The organism is Streptomyces sp. SID5464 (genome assembly GCF_009862985.1).
Taxonomy (GTDB): domain Bacteria; phylum Actinomycetota; class Actinomycetes; order Streptomycetales; family Streptomycetaceae; genus Streptomyces; species Streptomyces chartreusis_D.
In genome coordinates, this window is the sequence record NZ_WWIQ01000074.1 from 54,544 (window position 1) to 69,818 (window position 15,275).

Here is a 15,275-nt window from a genome sequence, read left to right on the forward strand (position 1 = left end):
TCTTCCGACCCCTTACAGCTTCATCAGGCTGGCGTCGTCGACCGAGGCCGAGTGGCGGGCGCGGAACAGGGACACGATGATCGCGAGCCCGACCACGACCTCCGCGGCGGCGACGACCATCGTGAAGAACGCGATGATCTGGCCGTCGAGGTTGCCGTGCATCCGGGAGAAGGCGACGAACGCGAGGTTGCAGGCGTTGAGCATGAGCTCGATGCACATGAACACGACGATCGCGTTGCGCCTGATCAGCACGCCGGTGGCGCCGATCGTGAACAACAGGGCCGCGAGATACAGATAGTTGACCGGGTTCACTTCGACGCCTCCTCGGGCCGCTTGAACGTGGCCGGCTCGATGGCCTTCCGCTCCAGGCGCTCCTCGGCACGCTGCTCCAGGGCCCGCAGGTCGTTGAGCGCCTCCTGCGACACGTCCCGGATCTGGCCCCGCTCCCGCAGCGTCTTGCTGACGGTGAGGTCGGACGGTGTGCCGTCGGGCAGCAGGCCCGCGATGTCGACCGCGTTGTGCCGGGCGTACACACCAGGAGCCGGCAGGGGCGGCAGTTGCTTGCCCGCGCGGACCCGCTCCTCGGAGAGTTCGCGCTGCGTCTTGGCGCGTTCGGTGCGCTCGCGGTGGGTGAGCACCATGGCGCCGACGGCGGCCGTGATGAGCAGGGCGCCGGTGATCTCGAACGCGAAGACGTACCGGGTGAAGAGGAGGGCGGCGATGCCCTCCACGTTGCCGCCGGCGTTGGCCTGGCCGATGCCGTTGAACTCCTTGAGGGAGGCGTTGCCGATGCCGGCGATCAGCAGGACGCCGAAACCGAGCCCGCACAGCAGGGCCAGCCAGCGCTGGCCCTTGATGGTCTCCTTCAGGGAGTCCGCCGCGGTGACGCCGACGAGCATCACCACGAACAGGAACAGCATCATGATCGCGCCGGTGTAGACGACGATCTGGACGACGCCCAGGAAGTAGGCGCCGTTGGCGAGGTAGAACACCGCCAGGATGATCATGGTCCCGGCGAGGCAGAGGGCGCTGTGCACGGCCCTCTTCATGAGGATGGTGCACAGGGCGCCGATCACCGCGACGGTGCCGAGGATCCAGAACTGGACGGCCTCTCCGGTGGAGGTGGAGTAGGCGGCGAGCTGGGTGGTCATCGGCCGATCACCTTCTCCGACGCCGGTTCCGTCCCGCCGAAGGTCGAGTCGGCCTCCTGCACGACCTCGCCCTTGGAGTGGGCGACCTGCCGCTCGGTGCCGGGCGCGGCCTCGGTGACCAGGCCCCGGTAGTAGTCCTGTTCGTCCGTGCCCGGGTAGATGGCGTGGGGCGTGTCGACCATGCCCTCCTCCAGGCCGGCGAGCAGCTGCTCCTTGGTGTAGATGAGGTTGGCCCGGCTGGAGTCGGCGAGCTCGAACTCGTTCGTCATCGTCAGCGCGCGCGTGGGGCACGCCTCGATGCACAGGCCGCACAGGATGCAGCGGGCGTAGTTGATCTGGTAGACGCGGCCGTACCGCTCGCCCGGCGAGTAGCGCTCCTCGTCGGTGTTGTCCGCGCCCTCCACGTAGATCGCGTCGGCGGGGCAGGCCCACGCGCACAGTTCACAGCCGACGCACTTCTCCAGGCCGTCCGGATGGCGGTTGAGCTGGTGCCGTCCGTGGAAGCGCGGAGCCGTGGTCTTCTGCTGCTCCGGATACTGCTCGGTCAGCCGCTTCTTGAACATGGCCTTGAAGGTCACGCCGAAGCCGGCCACCGGGTTCTGGAAACCGGGCTTGGTGTCCTTCGGTTCCTCAGCCATCGGACGCCTCCTTTCCATCCGTAGTTCCGCCCAGAGATCCGTCACTCTGAGTATCGGGCCCACCACTGACAATCAGCTCCCGCTCACCGCGAGGGCGGCGTCGCGGAACCGGTGGAAGCTCCTGCCCCGGCAGTGGCGGTACGGGGAATCCGCCCGCCATCGGGTCGAAGGCGGCCGGGGTCTCGGCCGGCTGTTCGGCCTGCTTCGTCTTCTCGCGGAACATGTCGACGACGAAGGAGAGCACCAGCAGGGCCAGGACGCCGCCGCCGACGTAGAGGGCGATGTCGGCGAAGTCGTAGCCCTCGTTCCTGAAGGCCCGCACGCTGGCGACGAGCATCAGCCAGACCAGCGAGACCGGGATGAGGACCTTCCAGCCGAGCTTCATCAGCTGGTCGTAGCGGACGCGGGGGAGCGTGCCGCGGATCCAGATGAACATGAACAGCAGCAGCTGGACCTTGACCGTGAACCAGAGCATCGGCCACCAGCCGTGGTTCGCGCCCTCCCAGAAGGTGCTGATCGGCCAGGGGGCCCGCCAGCCGCCGAGGAACAGCGTCGTGGCGACGGCCGAGACGGTCACCATGTTGACGTACTCGGCGAGCATGAACATCGCGAACTTGATCGACGAGTACTCGGTGTTGAAGCCGCCGACGAGGTCGCCCTCGGACTCCGGCATGTCGAACGGGGCGCGGTTGGTCTCGCCGACCATCGTCACGATGTAGATGACGAAGGAGAGCGGCAGCAGCAGGATGTACCAGCGGTCGGCCTGCTGCTCGACGATCGTCGACGTCGACATCGACCCCGAGTAGAGGAACACGGAGGCGAAGGCGGCGCCCATCGCGATCTCGTACGAGATCATCTGCGCGCAGGACCGCAGACCGCCCAGCAACGGATACGTCGATCCGGAGCTCCAGCCCGCCAGCACGATGCCGTAGATGCCGACGGAGGCGACCGCGAGGATGTAGAGCATCGCGATCGGGAGGTCGGTGAGCTGCATCGTGGTGCGGTGGCCGAAGATCGAGATCTCGTTGCCGGCCGGGCCGAAGGGGATCACCGCGATCGCCATGAAGGCCGGGATGGCCGCGACGATCGGCGCGAGGACGTACACCGCCTTGTCCGCGCGCTTGACGATGACGTCTTCCTTGAGCATCAGCTTGATGCCGTCGGCGAGCGACTGGAGCATGCCCCAGGGGCCGTGCCGGTTGGGGCCGATGCGCAGCTGCATCCAGGCGACGACCTTGCGCTCCATGACGATGGAGATCAGCACGGTCACCATCAGGAAGGCGAAGCAGAACACCGCCTTGATGACGACCAGCCACCAGGGGTCGGTGCCGAACATCGAGAGGTCTTCAGCGGCGAGGTACGGGCTCATGCCTCCACCTCCTTGGGGGCCTCGCCGGCGAGGGTCGCCGGGCCGATGCGGACGAGGGAGCCGGGCCGCGCCCCGGTGTCGGAGGCGACGCCGCCGCCGGTGGAGTTCAGCGGGAGCCACACCACCCGGTCGGGCATCTCACTGATCTGGAGGGGGAGTTCGACGACTCCCCGGGGGCCGGCCACCGCGAGGAGGTCGCCGTCCTTGACGCCCGCCTCGGCGGCCGTCGCGGCCGACAGGCGAGCGCGTGCGGCGTGCCGGGTGCCGGCGAGCGCCTCGTCGCCCTGCTGGAGGACGCCCTGGTCGAGCAGCAGCCGGTGGCCTGCGAGCACGGCCTCACCGGCGGCCGGACGGGGCAGGGCGCCCGCCGTCTCCAGGGGTTCGGTGGCGCGCGGGCCGTCCCAGGCGCCGAGCCGGTCGATCTCCGCCCGAACGGTGCGCAGATCGGGCAGACCGAGGTGGACGTCCATGGCGTCGGCCAGCATCTGCAGCACGCGCGCGTCGGTGGGCGCGAGGCGGCGGGTCATCTGGTCGGGCTTGAGCGCGGCCTCGAAGAAGCGGACCCGGCCTTCCCAGTTGAGGAAGGTGCCGGCCTTCTCGGCGACCGCGCTGACGGGCAGCACGACGTCGGCCTTGCGGGTGATCTCGCCGGGCCGCAGTTCGAGCGAGACCAGGAAGCCGACCTCGTCGAGTGCCGCACGCGCGCGTGCCGGGTCGGGCAGGTCGGCGATCTCGACGCCCGCCACCAGCAGGGCCTGGAGCTCGCCGGTCGCGGCGGCCTCCACGATCTGGCCGGTGTCGCGGCCGTAGCGGTGCGGGAGGCCTGCCACGCCCCAGACGGTGGCGACCTCGTCACGCGCGCGTGGATCGGTGGCCGGACGCCCGCCCGGCAGCAGCGACGGCAGGGCACCCGCCTCGATGGCGCCGCGTTCCCCGGCCCGGCGCGGGATCCACGCCAGCCGGGCACCGGTCGCGGAGGCGGTGCGTACGGCGGCGGTCAGACCGCCGGCCACCGCGGCCAGCCGCTCGCCGACGACGATCACCGCACCCTCGGCGCGCAGCGCCTCGGCGGCCGCGGCGCCGTCGCCCTCCAGGCCGACGTTGCTCGCGAGCGCGTCCAGCCACTCGGTCTCGGTGCCGGGGGCGGCCGGCAGCAGCGTCCCGCCGGCCTTCTCCAGACCGCGCGTGGCGTGCGTGGCCAGGGAGAAGACCTTCTGCCCGTGCTTGCGCCAGGCCTTGCGCAGCCGCAGGAAGACGCCGGGCGCCTCCTCCTCCGCCTCGAAACCGACCAGCAGGACGGCGGGGGCCTTCTCCAGCGCGGTGTACGTGACGCCCGTACCGTCGAGGTCCCGGCCGCGCCCGGCGACCTGGGCGGCGAGGAAGTCGGCCTCCTCGCTGCTGTGCACGCGCGCGCGGAAGTCGATGTCGTTGGTGTCGAGCGCCACGCGCGCGAACTTGCTGTACGCGTAGGCGTCCTCGATGGTGAGCCGGCCGCCGGTCAGCACCCCGGTGCGGCCCCGGGAGGCCAGCAGCCCCTGGGCCGCGATCTGGAGCGCCTCCGGCCAGGAGGCCGGTTCGAGGTCGCCCTCGGCGTTGCGCACCAAGGGGGTCTCCAACCGGTCCCGCTGCTGCGCGTACCGGAACGCGAAGCGCCCCTTGTCGCAGATCCACTCCTCGTTGACCTCGGGGTCGTCGGCGGCGAGCCGCCGCATGACCTTGCCGCGCCGGTGGTCGGTGCGCGTGGCACAGCCACCGGAGCAGTGCTCGCACACCGACGGCGAGGAGACCAGGTCGAAGGGGCGGGAGCGGAATCGGTACGCCGCCGAGGTCAGCGCACCCACCGGGCAGATCTGGATGGTGTTGCCGGAGAAGTACGACTCGAACGGGTCGCCCTCGCCGGTGCCGACCTGCTGGAGCGCGCCCCGCTCGATCAACTCGATCATCGGGTCGCCCGCGACCTGGTTGGAGAACCGGGTGCAGCGGGCGCACAGCACGCACCGCTCGCGGTCGAGCAGCACCTGTGTGGAGATCGGGACGGGCTTCTCGTAGGTCCGCTTGCGGCCCTCGAAGCGGGACTCGGCGTCGCCGTGCGACATGGCCTGGTTCTGCAGCGGGCACTCGCCGCCCTTGTCGCAGACCGGGCAGTCCAGCGGGTGGTTGATGAGCAGGAGCTCCATCACACCCTTCTGGGCCTTCTCGGCGACCGGCGAGGTGAGGTGGGTCTTGACCACCATCCCGTCGGTGCAGGTGATGGTGCAGGACGCCATGGGCTTGCGCTGGCCCTCGACCTCGACGATGCACTGCCGGCAGGCGCCGGCCGGGTCGAGGAGGGGGTGGTCGCAGAACCGGGGGATCTCGATGCCGAGCTGTTCGGCGGCCCGGATGACCAGGGTGCCCTTGGGCACGCTGATCTCGATGCCGTCGATCGTCAGCGTCACGAGGTCCTCCGGCGGGACCGCCGCCTCTCCCCCACCCGCGGGAGCGTTGGTGGTCACGGTCATGCGTTCACCTCCGTGCGGTCGGCCCAGGCCGTCGACTTGGCCGGGTCGAAGGGGCAGCCCCGGCCCGTGATGTGCTGCTCGTACTCCTCGCGGAAGTACTTGAGCGAGGAGAAGATCGGCGAGGCGGCGCCGTCGCCGAGGGCGCAGAAGGACTTGCCGTTGATGTTGTCGGCGATGTCGTTCAGCTTGTCGAGGTCGGACATGCGTCCCTTGCCGGCCTCGATGTCGCGCAGCAACTGCACGAGCCAGTAGGTCCCTTCGCGGCAGGGCGTGCACTTGCCGCAGGACTCGTGGGCGTAGAACTCCGTCCAGCGCGTCACGGCCCGCACCACGCAGGTCGTCTCGTCGAAGCACTGGAGAGCTTTGGTGCCGAGCATGGAACCCGCGGCGCCCACTCCTTCGTAATCAAGAGGGACGTCGAGATGCTCGTCGGTGAACATCGGGGTCGAGGAGCCCCCCGGCGTCCAGAACTTGAGGCGGTGCCCGGGGCGCATCCCGCCGCTCATGTCGAGGAGCTGGCGGAGCGTGATCCCGAGCGGCGCCTCGTACTGGCCGGGGCTGGCGACATGGCCGGACAGGGAGTAGAGCGTGAAGCCGGGCGACTTCTCACTCCCCATCGACCGGAACCATTCCTTGCCCCGCTGCATGATCGCGGGAACCGACGCGATCGACTCGACGTTGTTCACCACAGTCGGGCACGCGTAGAGGCCCGCGACGGCAGGGAAGGGGGGACGAAGCCGCGGTTGACCCCGGCGGCCTTCGAGCGAGTCCAGCAGTGCGGTCTCCTCACCGCAGATGTACGCGCCCGCGCCCGCGTGCACGGTGATGTCGAGGTCGAGTCCGCTGCCCAGGATGTTCTCGCCGAGGAAGCCCGCCTCGTACGCCTCGCGCACGGCAGAGTGCAACCGCCGCAGCACTGGGACGACTTCACCACGCAGATAGATGAACGCATGCGACGACCTGATGGCGTAACACGCGATGATCATGCCCTCGATGAGGCTGTGCGGGTTCGCGAAGAGGAGCGGGATGTCCTTGCACGTCCCCGGCTCCGACTCGTCGGCGTTGACAACAAGATAGTGCGGCTTGCCGTCCCCCTGGGGAATGAACTGCCACTTCATGCCCGTGGGGAATCCCGCGCCGCCGCGCCCGCGCAGACCGGATTCCTTGACGTACGCGATCACGTCGTCCGGCGACATGGCGAGCGCCTTGCGAAGCCCCTCGTACCCGTCGTGCCGCCGGTACACGTCCAGCGTCCAGGACCTGTCCTCGTCCCAGAAGGCCGACAGCACCGGTGCGAGCAGCTTCTCGGGGCTCATGTCTTTCAGCTCGGGTGCCAAGGTCATCACTCCCCCTCCTCGGCGACAGGCCCGGCCGGATCGGCGGGGCGGGGCGGATCCCCTCCATCAGGGGTGGTGGGGGGCGACGGGTGGGAGGGGTCGGAGGCCGACGTGTCCTGCGGCGCGTCGTGCGAGCTCAAGTGCTCCGTCGGTGACGGCTCGTGCGGCTTGTCGTCCCGGGGTGCCTCCCCCCGCGGATGCACCACGCGCGCGGGAGCGGACTCGCCCTTGGCGAGCTTCAGGCCGACCAGGGAGGCGGGTCCCGCGCTGCCCCCGGCTTCGACGGCCCCGTCCCGCTCGTCGGGGAAACCGGCCAGGACCCGGGCGGTTTCCTTGAAGGTGCACAGGGGCGCCCCGCGCGTGGGCGTGACCGGCCGGCCCGCGCGCAGGTCGTCGACGAGGCGCCTGGCGCTCGCCGGGGTCTGGTTGTCGAAGAACTCCCAGTTGACCATCACGACCGGCGCGAAGTCGCAGGCGGCGTTGCACTCGATGTGCTCCAGGGTGACCTTGCCGTCTTCGGTGGTCTCGCCGTTGCCGACGCCCAGGTGTTCCTGGAGCTCCTCGAAGATCGCGTCCCCGCCCATCACGGCGCACAGGGTGTTGGTGCACACCCCGACCTGGTAGTCACCGCTCGGCCGGCGCCGGTACATCGTGTAGAAGGTGGCGACGGCGGTGACCTCGGCCGTGGTCAGGCCGAGCATGTCCGCGCAGAACTGCATGCCGGTGCGCGTGACGTGCCCCTCCTCGGACTGCACGAGGTGCAGCAGCGGCAGGAGGGCGGAGCGGGAGTCCGGGTAGCGGGCGATGATCTCGCGCGCGTCCGTCTCCAGACGGGCGCGGACGTCGTCCGGGTAGGCGGGTGCGGGCAGTTCGGGCATGCCCAGGCTGACGCCCCGCTCGGAAGAAGAGGTGGTCACCGGTCGACGCCTCCCATCACGGGGTCGATGGACGCGACGGCGACGATGACGTCGGCGACCTGGCCGCCCTCGCACATCGCCGCCATGGCCTGAAGGTTGGTGAAGGACGGGTCGCGGAAGTGGACCCGGTAGGGGCGGGTGCCGCCGTCGGAGACGACGTGCACCCCGAGTTCGCCCTTGGGCGACTCGACCGCCGCGTAGGCCTGTCCCGGCGGGACGCGGAAGCCCTCGGTGACCAGCTTGAAGTGGTGGATCAGGGCCTCCATGGAGGTGCCCATGATCTTCTTGATGTGGTCGAGGGAGTTGCCGAGGCCGTCGGGCCCCAGGGCGAGCTGGGCCGGCCAGGCGATCTTCTTGTCGGCGACCATGACCGGGCCGGGCTGCAGCCGGTCCAGGCACTGCTCGACGATCCTGAGCGACTGCCGCATCTCCTCCAGGCGGATGAGGAAGCGGCCGTAGGCGTCACAGGTGTCGGCGGTCGGGATGTCGAAGTCGTACGTCTCGTAGCCGCAGTAGGGCTGCGTCTTGCGCAGGTCGTGCGGCAGGCCGGTGGAACGCAGGATCGGGCCGGTGGCGCCGAGGGCCATGCAGCCGGCCAGGTCGAGGTAGCCGATGTCCTGCATGCGGGCCTTGAAGATGGGGTTCCCGGTGGCGAGCTTGTCGTACTCCGGGAGGTTCTTCTTCATCTTCTTCACGAACTCGCGGATCTGGTCCACCGCGCCGGGCGGCAGGTCCTGGGCGAGTCCGCCGGGGCGGATGTACGCGTGGTTCATCCGCAGGCCGGTGATCAGCTCGTAGATGTCGAGAATGAGTTCACGATCACGGAATCCGTAGATCATGATCGTGGTGGCGCCGAGCTCCATGCCGCCGGTGGCGATGCACACCAGGTGCGAGGAGAGCCGGTTCAGCTCCATCAGGAGCACGCGGATGATCGAGGCCCGGTCCGGGATCTGGTCCTCGATGCCGAGGAGCTTCTCGACCCCGAGGCAGTACGCCGTCTCGTTGAAGAACGGCGTCAGGTAGTCCATGCGCGTCACGAACGTGGTGCCCTGCGTCCACGTCCGGTACTCGAGGTTCTTCTCGATGCCGGTGTGCAGGTAGCCGATGCCGCAGCGGGCCTCGGTGACGGTCTCGCCCTCGATCTCCAGGATCAGGCGGAGCACGCCGTGCGTGGACGGGTGCTGCGGGCCCATGTTGACGACGATGCGCTCGTCGTCGGCCCGGGCCGCGGACTGGACGACCTCGTCCCAGTCGCCGCCGGTGACGGTGTAGACGGTGCCCTCGGTGGTCTCGCGAGGGGAGGCGTGCGACGTGCTCATGAGTACGACCTCCGCTGGTCCGGAGCCGGGATCTGGGCGCCCTTGTACTCGACGGGGATGCCGCCGAGGGGATAGTCCTTGCGCTGCGGAAAGCCCTGCCAGTCGTCCGGCATCATGATCCGCGTCAGGGCGGGGTGGCCGTCGAAGACGATGCCGAAGAAGTCGTACGTCTCGCGCTCGTGCCAGTCGTTCGTCGGATAGACCGAGAACAGCGACGGGATGTGCGGGTCGCTGTCGGGGCAGCTGACCTCCAGGCGGATCACCCGGTTGTGGGTGATCGAGCGCAGGTGGTAGACGGCGTGCAGCTCGCGGCCCTTGTCGTTCGGGTAGTGGACGCCGCTGACGCCGGTGCACAGCTCGAAGCGCAGGGCCGGGTCGTCGCGCAGGGTGCGGGCGACGCGGACCAGGTGCTCGCGTTCGATGTGGAAGGTCAGCTCGTCGCGGTCGACGACCGTCTTCTCGATGGCGTTCTCAGGGAGGAGTCCCTGCTCCTCCAGGGCGCCCTCCAGCTCGTCGGCGACCTCGTCGAACCATCCGCCGTAGGGGCGGGTCGCCGGTCCCGGGAGCCGGACCGAGCGGACCAGGCCGCCGTAGCCGGAGGTGTCGCCGCCGTTCTCGGCGCCGAACATGCCGCGCTGGACGCGGATCTCCTCGCCGCCCTCACCGCGCTGGCCAGGGAGGTTCGACGCGCTGAGGTCCTTCTCGGGGTTCGCGCCGTTGGCGCCGTTCGCGTCGCTCACCGCAGCAGCCCCTTCATCTCGATCGTGGGCAGGGCCTTGAGCGCCGCCTCCTCCGCCTCGCGGGCGGCCTCCTCGGCGTTCACGCCGAGCTTGGAGGTCTGGATCTTCTGGTGGAGCTTGAGGATGGCGTCCATGAGCATCTCCGGCCGGGGCGGGCAGCCGGGGAGGTAGATGTCGACCGGCACGATGTGGTCGACGCCCTGGACGATGGCGTAGTTGTTGAACATGCCGCCGGAGGAGGCGCAGACCCCCATGGAGATCACCCACTTGGGGTTCGGCATCTGGTCGTAGACCTGCCGCAGCACCGGCGCCATCTTCTGGCTGACCCGGCCGGCGACGATCATCAGGTCCGCCTGGCGCGGTGAGCCCCGGAAGACCTCCATGCCGAAGCGCGCCAGGTCGTAGCGTCCGGCGCCGGTGGTCATCATCTCGATGGCGCAGCAGGCGAGGCCGAACGTGGCGGGGAAGACGGACGACTTGCGCACCCAGCCCGCGGCCTGCTCGACGGTGGTCAGCAGGAAGCCGCTCGGCAGCTTTTCTTCGAGTCCCATGACTTGTGGCCCCTCAGTCCCATTCCAGGCCGCCGCGCCGCCATACGTACGCGTACGCGACGAAGACGGTGAGCACGAAGAGCAGCATCTCCACGAGCCCGAAAATCCCCAGGGCGTCGAAGGTGACGGCCCAGGGATAGAGGAAGACGATCTCGATGTCGAAGACGATGAAGAGCATCGCCGTCAGGTAGTACTTGATGGGGAAGCGCCCGCCGCCGGCCGGCGTGGGGGTCGGCTCGATTCCGCACTCGTAGGCCTCGAGCTTGGCCCGGTTGTACCGCTTGGGCCCGATCAACGTGGCCATGACCACGGAGAAGATCGCAAAGCCTGCCCCGAGGGCTCCCAGTACGAGGATGGGCGCATAAGCGTTCACCGCTCCTCGCTCCTCTCAGTCGGCACTGACTGCTGGCGGTTTGCGTCGGGCTCACATCCGCCCCACCTGTCCCGCGAACCCCGCCCGCCCCGGCGAAGATCGGGAACATGTGAAGCAGGTCACAAGCCCAACCGCGTGCATCTTATGCCCGACGCTCTGTGATCTGCGACACGGGGTATTGCACAAGCTTTGTGATCTCCACCACCTGACGATCGATCATGAAGTCGGATGAGCGGTGATCTTCACACCCGAAGCGTCCGAGTGATCACCAGACGTGACATTTTGGCTCGTCAGCGCAGGCCGGAGGGGGCGTCTCAATATCAAGAGAGTTCCCTTGCATGCAAATTGGCGATGGAATCGATCTCTTGATAGAGGCGCGTTCACACATCAGAGGGCACGCGGAACGGGGTGTGGACGCGTGCATACGTTCACGATCTTCGCGAGGCCGTGATCGGGTCGTGATCTCCGGCGCCGGACGCACCCACCTCGGCAGCCGTTCCGTGACCTCCGTCACACACATGAGAGGCCCATGAGAACGGGGCTTGGCCAATCAGCCCAACCGATGGTAGGCGCGGGGCAATTCGGGCGTATTGATCAAAGACCGTGATCACAGGCCGGTTACGGTGCGCCCGCTATGTCCGTTACGGCGTCAATAAAGGGCCTCACGCGGGGGTTTTGGGAGCCCGGTTGAACAACTGTGGCGCAGCACACGTTTCTTGAAGATATGAAGGAGCCCCTGGTACCGGTTGTTCCCATGTCCCACACCGCTCACATACGCAGCCACCGGAAGCCCCGCCGCAGCGCGACCTCTTCGATCGCCATGCGTGCCGGAGTTGCCGGTGGCGTTCTCAGCATGGCAGCGGCGGGGGCGTCGGCCTCGGCGAACGCCGCCGAGCCGGTGACGCAGACCATCGAACTGCCCACCCTGACGGCCGACCTGTCCGCTCAGGTCGCCCAGTCCGCCGCCGCCACCCAGCAGGCGGCCGCGAACTACGAACTGCGCGCCGAGCGTGACGCCGCCGCCGCCAAGGCCGCGGCGGAGGCCAAGAAGGACCTCGCCGAGGCGAAGAAGAAGGCGGAGGCCAAGAAGAAGGCCGCCGAGGCCGCCCGCAAGGCCGCCGCCGAGCGCGCCACCCGCAGCGCCGAGCGTGCCACGCTGTCCGCCTCCGCCTCCACGTCGGTGTCGGCGCCCGCCAGCGGCAGCGTCGCGACCGTCATCGCCTTCCTGAAGGCTCAGGTGGGCGACGCCTACGTCATGGGTGCCACCGGTCCCAACGCCTGGGACTGCTCCTCGCTCGTGCAGGCCGCGTACAAGCAGGTTGGTGTGGACCTGCCGCGCGTCTCGCAGGACCAGTCGATGGCCGGCACGGACGTCCCGCTGTCCGACATCCAGGTCGGCGACATCCTCTACTGGGGCGGCAAGGGCTCCGCGTACCACGTGGGTGTCTACATCGGGAACGGCCAGTACCTGGACGCGGCCAACCCGTCCAAGGGCGTCGTCATCCAGGACCTGTCGGGCTACCCGGCGTCGGGCGCGGTGCGGGTTCTCTGACCGCACGCACACGGGCTTGAGGGCCGCTGCCACTCGGGGCAGCGGCCCTCCCGGCGTGTCCGGATGCGTGGCGAGGCGCCTGGCCGCCGCTGGAGGCCGCCGCGGCCCTCGGGGAACCGGGACCCCCGGGCGATGGCCCCGGCGGCCCCCTGGCGGCCGTGAGAGGCGTCTGCGGGTGTGGCCGGACTGCTGCTGGGACTGCTGCGGGTGTTCTGCTGTGATGCCTCCTGAGGGCGGGGAGGGGCTTCCGAGGCCGGAAGCCCGGGTTCCCGCCACCCACAGCACGCTCACGCGGACAGGGAGAGACAGATGCCGAGCGTCTTCGTGCAGGGACGGCCCGTCGACTCGTACCCGCGGCTCGCGCCCGAGGCCCGGCGCGGGCGGGTCCGGCGGATCACCGAGGTCGGTGAGGAGGTCCTGCACAAGCCGTGCCGGGACGTCACCGAGTTCGGTCCGGACCTCGCCGCGCTGATCGACGACATGTTCCTGACGATGTACACCGCGGACGGGGCCGGGCTCGCGGCGAACCAGGTCGGGGTCGATCTGCGGCTGTTCGTGTACGACTGCCCGGACGACGACGGGGTGCGGCACGTCGGGCACATCGTCAACCCGGTGCTGGAGCCGCTGGACGCCGCGCACCGGAGGCTGCTCGACGAGGCCGAGGGGTGCCTGTCCGTGCCGGGCGCCACGAGGGACGTGCCGCGTCCGGACCGGGCCGTGGTGCGTGGGTTCGACCGGGACGGCGAACCGCTCGTGATCGAGGGCACGGGCTACTTCGCCCGCTGCCTGGCGCACGAGACCGACCATGTGAACGGACAGGTGTACCTGGACCGGCTCTCCCAGCGGGAGCGGAAGGACGCGCTGCGGCAGATGGCGGACCGGCGCGAGGCGGTGTTCGCGCGCCGGGCCGCCAACGTCGCGGCTCTGAGCGGCTGATCGGGCCTTCGGCGCCGAAGGCCCGAGCGCCCGAGCGCCCGAGTGCCCGAGTGCCCGATCAGGCCTTCGGCGCCACCCTGCTCAGGCCGTTGATGATGCGGTCCATCGCGTCGCCGCCGGTCGGGTCGGTGAGGTTGGCGAGGAGCTTCAGCGTGAACCTCATCAGCATCGGGTGGGTGAGGCCGCGCTGGGCCGCGATCTGCATGACCTTCGGATTGCCGATGAGCTTCACGAAGGCCCGGCCGAGCGTGTAGTAGCCGCCGTAGGTGTCCTTGAGGACGCGCGGGTAGCGCTGGAGGGCCATCTCACGGCCGGCCGGCGTCGCCCGCGCGTGCGCCTGGACGATGACGTCGGCGGCGATCTGGCCGGACTCCATGGCGTAGGCGATGCCCTCGCCGTTGAAGGGGTTCACCAGGCCGCCGGCGTCGCCCACCAGCAACAGCCCCTTGGTGTAGTGGGGCTGGCGGTTGAAGGCCATGGGGAGGGCTGCGCCGCGGATGGGCCCGGTCATGTTGTCCGGGGTGTATCCCCAGTCCTCCGGCATGGACGCGCACCAGGCTTTCAGGACCTCGCGCCAGTCCAGCTCCTTGAAGGAGTCGGAGGTGTTGAGGACACCGAGGCCGACGTTGGACGTGCCGTCGCCCATGCCGAAGATCCAGCCGTAGCCGGGCAGGAGACGGTCCACGGGGCCGCGGCGGTCCCACAGCTCCAGCCAGGACTCAAGGTAGTCGTCCTCGTGGCGCGGGCTGGTGAAGTACGTCCGTACTGCCACGCCCATCGGGCGGTCCTCGCGGCGGTGCAGGCCCATCGCGAGGGACAGGCGCGTGGAGTTGCCGTCGGCGGCCACGACGAGCGGCGCGCGGAAGGTGACCTCGCGCTTCTCCTCGCCGAGCTTGGCGTGCACGCCGGTGATACGGCCCGTGCGGTCGTCCAGGATCGGCGCGCCCACGTTGCAGCGCTCGAACAGCCGGGCGCCCGCCTTCTGGGCCTGCCGGGCGAGCTGCTCGTCGAAGTCGTCACGCTTGCGGACGAGGCCGTAGTCGGGGAAGGAGGCGAGATCCGGCCAGTCGAGCTGGAGGCGCACCCCGCCGCCGATGATGCGCAGGCCCTTGTTGCGCAGCCAGCCGGCCTCCTCCGAGATGTCGATGCCCATCGCCACGAGTTGCTTGACGGCGCGGGGGGTGAGGCCGTCGCCGCAGACCTTCTCGCGCGGGAACTCTGTCTTCTCCAGGAGCAGTACGTCGAGTCCGGCCTTGGCGAGGTGGTACGCGGTGGTGGAGCCGGCTGGCCCCGCGCCGACGACGATGACATCGGCGGTGTTTTCGGAGAGGGGCTCGGTCACGGCGGGATCTCCCCAAGGTTCGAAATCTGCGTGCCGACCGGCACTGGACACGGGCAGTCTATTCAGCGCTCTTGATCACCCGGCTGAAGGGCTGCCACGCCACCGCCCGGTCAGTGACGTTCGGTAATCGACTGTCACAGAAAGACACCTGTCGCTTCCGGCCGGTGCGGAGCGGGAGTTACCCTTCCTGTACCGCTGGGGGTGACATCTGTGCACATGTCCCGCAAAACACCCGAAGTGCGTGTACCGCGTCTGGTGGGCCTGATGGCCGTGGACGCGCGTGAGACGGCCCGGACGCAGGGCCTGCTCCTCAATGCACCGGACCGGCCCGACTTCCATCTCGCCGTCGTCGACTACGTCGTACGCCAGTACCCGCACCCCGGTGCCGAGGTGCCGCGGGACTCGATGGTCTACGTGTGGTTCGACTTCGGCCCCGGCGAGGGCGGCGGGGGCGTGCACGAGCCGCGGATCCCGAGGCCGCCCAGGGGCGGTCTCCAACGGGAGCTGGACGAGCCCGGCGACCCGTCCATGGCCCTCAGCTCCCCGTAG

15 protein-coding genes are annotated in these 15,275 nt (G+C 69.4%); 3 read left to right on the top strand and 12 right to left on the bottom strand.

All coding sequences use genetic code 11. The features are described 5' to 3' along the window. Nucleotides 1–12: 12 nt before the first annotated feature. From nuoK to GTY47_RS36020, 11 genes are read right to left on the bottom strand one after another with little or no spacing between them, the layout of a single operon-like run. Nucleotides 13–312, bottom strand: a complete 300-nt coding sequence (gene nuoK, locus GTY47_RS35970; protein WP_003992252.1) for an NADH-quinone oxidoreductase subunit NuoK — start codon at nucleotides 310–312, stop codon at nucleotides 13–15. Continuing rightward, nucleotides 309–1,151: an NADH-quinone oxidoreductase subunit J gene (locus tag GTY47_RS35975; RefSeq protein WP_010041529.1), complete on the bottom strand. Its 843-nt coding sequence runs from the start codon at nucleotides 1,149–1,151 to the stop codon at nucleotides 309–311. The genes nuoK and GTY47_RS35975 overlap by 4 nt, the downstream gene beginning before the upstream one ends. After that, nucleotides 1,148–1,789 (bottom strand): NADH-quinone oxidoreductase subunit NuoI, encoded by a 642-nt coding sequence (gene nuoI / locus GTY47_RS35980; protein WP_010041534.1) that lies wholly within the window; start codon nucleotides 1,787–1,789, stop codon nucleotides 1,148–1,150. The genes GTY47_RS35975 and nuoI overlap by 4 nt, the downstream gene beginning before the upstream one ends. Continuing rightward, nucleotides 1,782–3,158 carry an NADH-quinone oxidoreductase subunit NuoH gene (gene nuoH / locus GTY47_RS35985; protein ID WP_010041537.1) on the bottom strand — a complete coding sequence of 459 codons (1,377 nt, stop codon included), beginning with the start codon at nucleotides 3,156–3,158 and terminating at the stop codon, nucleotides 1,782–1,784. Before nuoH ends, nuoI begins: the two co-directional genes overlap by 8 nt. Continuing rightward, nucleotides 3,155–5,659, bottom strand: coding sequence for an NADH-quinone oxidoreductase subunit G (locus GTY47_RS35990; RefSeq protein ID WP_010041538.1), 2,505 nt, complete (start codon nucleotides 5,657–5,659; stop codon nucleotides 3,155–3,157). The genes nuoH and GTY47_RS35990 overlap by 4 nt, the downstream gene beginning before the upstream one ends. Beyond that, entirely contained in the window at nucleotides 5,656–7,005 is a 1,350-nt protein-coding gene (gene nuoF, locus GTY47_RS35995) for an NADH-quinone oxidoreductase subunit NuoF (RefSeq protein WP_173937261.1), read from the bottom strand. The genes GTY47_RS35990 and nuoF overlap by 4 nt, the downstream gene beginning before the upstream one ends. Further along, entirely contained in the window at nucleotides 7,002–7,913 is a 912-nt protein-coding gene (gene nuoE / locus GTY47_RS36000) for an NADH-quinone oxidoreductase subunit NuoE (protein ID WP_010041546.1), read from the bottom strand. The genes nuoF and nuoE overlap by 4 nt, the downstream gene beginning before the upstream one ends. After that, on the bottom strand, nucleotides 7,910–9,232 hold the full coding sequence (locus GTY47_RS36005; RefSeq protein WP_010041549.1) for an NADH-quinone oxidoreductase subunit D: 1,323 nt from the start codon (nucleotides 9,230–9,232) through the stop codon (nucleotides 7,910–7,912). Before GTY47_RS36005 ends, nuoE begins: the two co-directional genes overlap by 4 nt. Further along, the gene (locus GTY47_RS36010; protein ID WP_010041552.1) at nucleotides 9,229–9,972 is read right to left on the bottom strand and encodes an NADH-quinone oxidoreductase subunit C; all 744 of its coding nucleotides are present in this window, start codon (nucleotides 9,970–9,972) and stop codon (nucleotides 9,229–9,231) included. The genes GTY47_RS36005 and GTY47_RS36010 overlap by 4 nt, the downstream gene beginning before the upstream one ends. After that, entirely contained in the window at nucleotides 9,969–10,523 is a 555-nt protein-coding gene (locus GTY47_RS36015; RefSeq protein ID WP_010041554.1) for an NADH-quinone oxidoreductase subunit B, read from the bottom strand. The genes GTY47_RS36010 and GTY47_RS36015 overlap by 4 nt, the downstream gene beginning before the upstream one ends. 13 nt (nucleotides 10,524–10,536) lie before the next feature. After that, entirely contained in the window at nucleotides 10,537–10,896 is a 360-nt protein-coding gene (locus GTY47_RS36020) for an NADH-quinone oxidoreductase subunit A (protein ID WP_003992243.1), read from the bottom strand. A 724-nt stretch (nucleotides 10,897–11,620) separates the two neighbouring features. On the opposite strand from GTY47_RS36020, the gene GTY47_RS36025 reads away from it, so the two are divergent. Then, on the top strand, nucleotides 11,621–12,448 hold the full coding sequence (locus tag GTY47_RS36025; protein WP_029181285.1) for a C40 family peptidase: 828 nt from the start codon (nucleotides 11,621–11,623) through the stop codon (nucleotides 12,446–12,448). Between the two features lie 309 nt (nucleotides 12,449–12,757). Beyond that, entirely contained in the window at nucleotides 12,758–13,384 is a 627-nt protein-coding gene (gene def / locus GTY47_RS36030) for a peptide deformylase (protein ID WP_010041562.1), read from the top strand. Between the two features lie 58 nt (nucleotides 13,385–13,442). Here the strand turns inward: def and GTY47_RS36035 are convergent, their stop codons facing one another. Beyond that, on the bottom strand, nucleotides 13,443–14,726 hold the full coding sequence (locus tag GTY47_RS36035; RefSeq protein WP_010041563.1) for a geranylgeranyl reductase family protein: 1,284 nt from the start codon (nucleotides 14,724–14,726) through the stop codon (nucleotides 13,443–13,445). Nucleotides 14,727–14,942: 216 nt separating this feature from the next. Here GTY47_RS36035 and GTY47_RS36040 point away from each other — a divergent pair, with 216 nt between their 5' ends. Then, the gene (locus GTY47_RS36040) at nucleotides 14,943–15,275 is read left to right on the top strand and encodes a PASTA domain-containing protein (protein WP_078602861.1); all 333 of its coding nucleotides are present in this window, start codon (nucleotides 14,943–14,945) and stop codon (nucleotides 15,273–15,275) included.

Excerpts from the sequence above, each read along its gene's own strand:
- GTY47_RS35975 (WP_010041529.1), bottom strand. The coding sequence starts at position 1,151 with ATGACCACCCAGCTCGCCGCCTACTCCACCTCCACCGGAGAGGCCGTC.
- GTY47_RS36040 (WP_078602861.1), top strand. The coding sequence starts at position 14,943 with ATGTCCCGCAAAACACCCGAAGTGCGTGTACCGCGTCTGGTGGGCCTG.
- GTY47_RS36005 (WP_010041549.1), bottom strand. The coding sequence starts at position 9,232 with ATGAGCACGTCGCACGCCTCCCCTCGCGAGACCACCGAGGGCACCGTC.
- nuoH (WP_010041537.1), bottom strand. The coding sequence starts at position 3,158 with ATGAGCCCGTACCTCGCCGCTGAAGACCTCTCGATGTTCGGCACCGAC.
- GTY47_RS35990 (WP_010041538.1), bottom strand. The coding sequence starts at position 5,659 with ATGACCGTGACCACCAACGCTCCCGCGGGTGGGGGAGAGGCGGCGGTC.
- def (WP_010041562.1), top strand. The coding sequence starts at position 12,758 with ATGCCGAGCGTCTTCGTGCAGGGACGGCCCGTCGACTCGTACCCGCGG.
- nuoI (WP_010041534.1), bottom strand. The coding sequence starts at position 1,789 with ATGGCTGAGGAACCGAAGGACACCAAGCCCGGTTTCCAGAACCCGGTG.
- GTY47_RS36025 (WP_029181285.1), top strand. The coding sequence starts at position 11,621 with ATGAAGGAGCCCCTGGTACCGGTTGTTCCCATGTCCCACACCGCTCAC.
- GTY47_RS36015 (WP_010041554.1), bottom strand. The coding sequence starts at position 10,523 with ATGGGACTCGAAGAAAAGCTGCCGAGCGGCTTCCTGCTGACCACCGTC.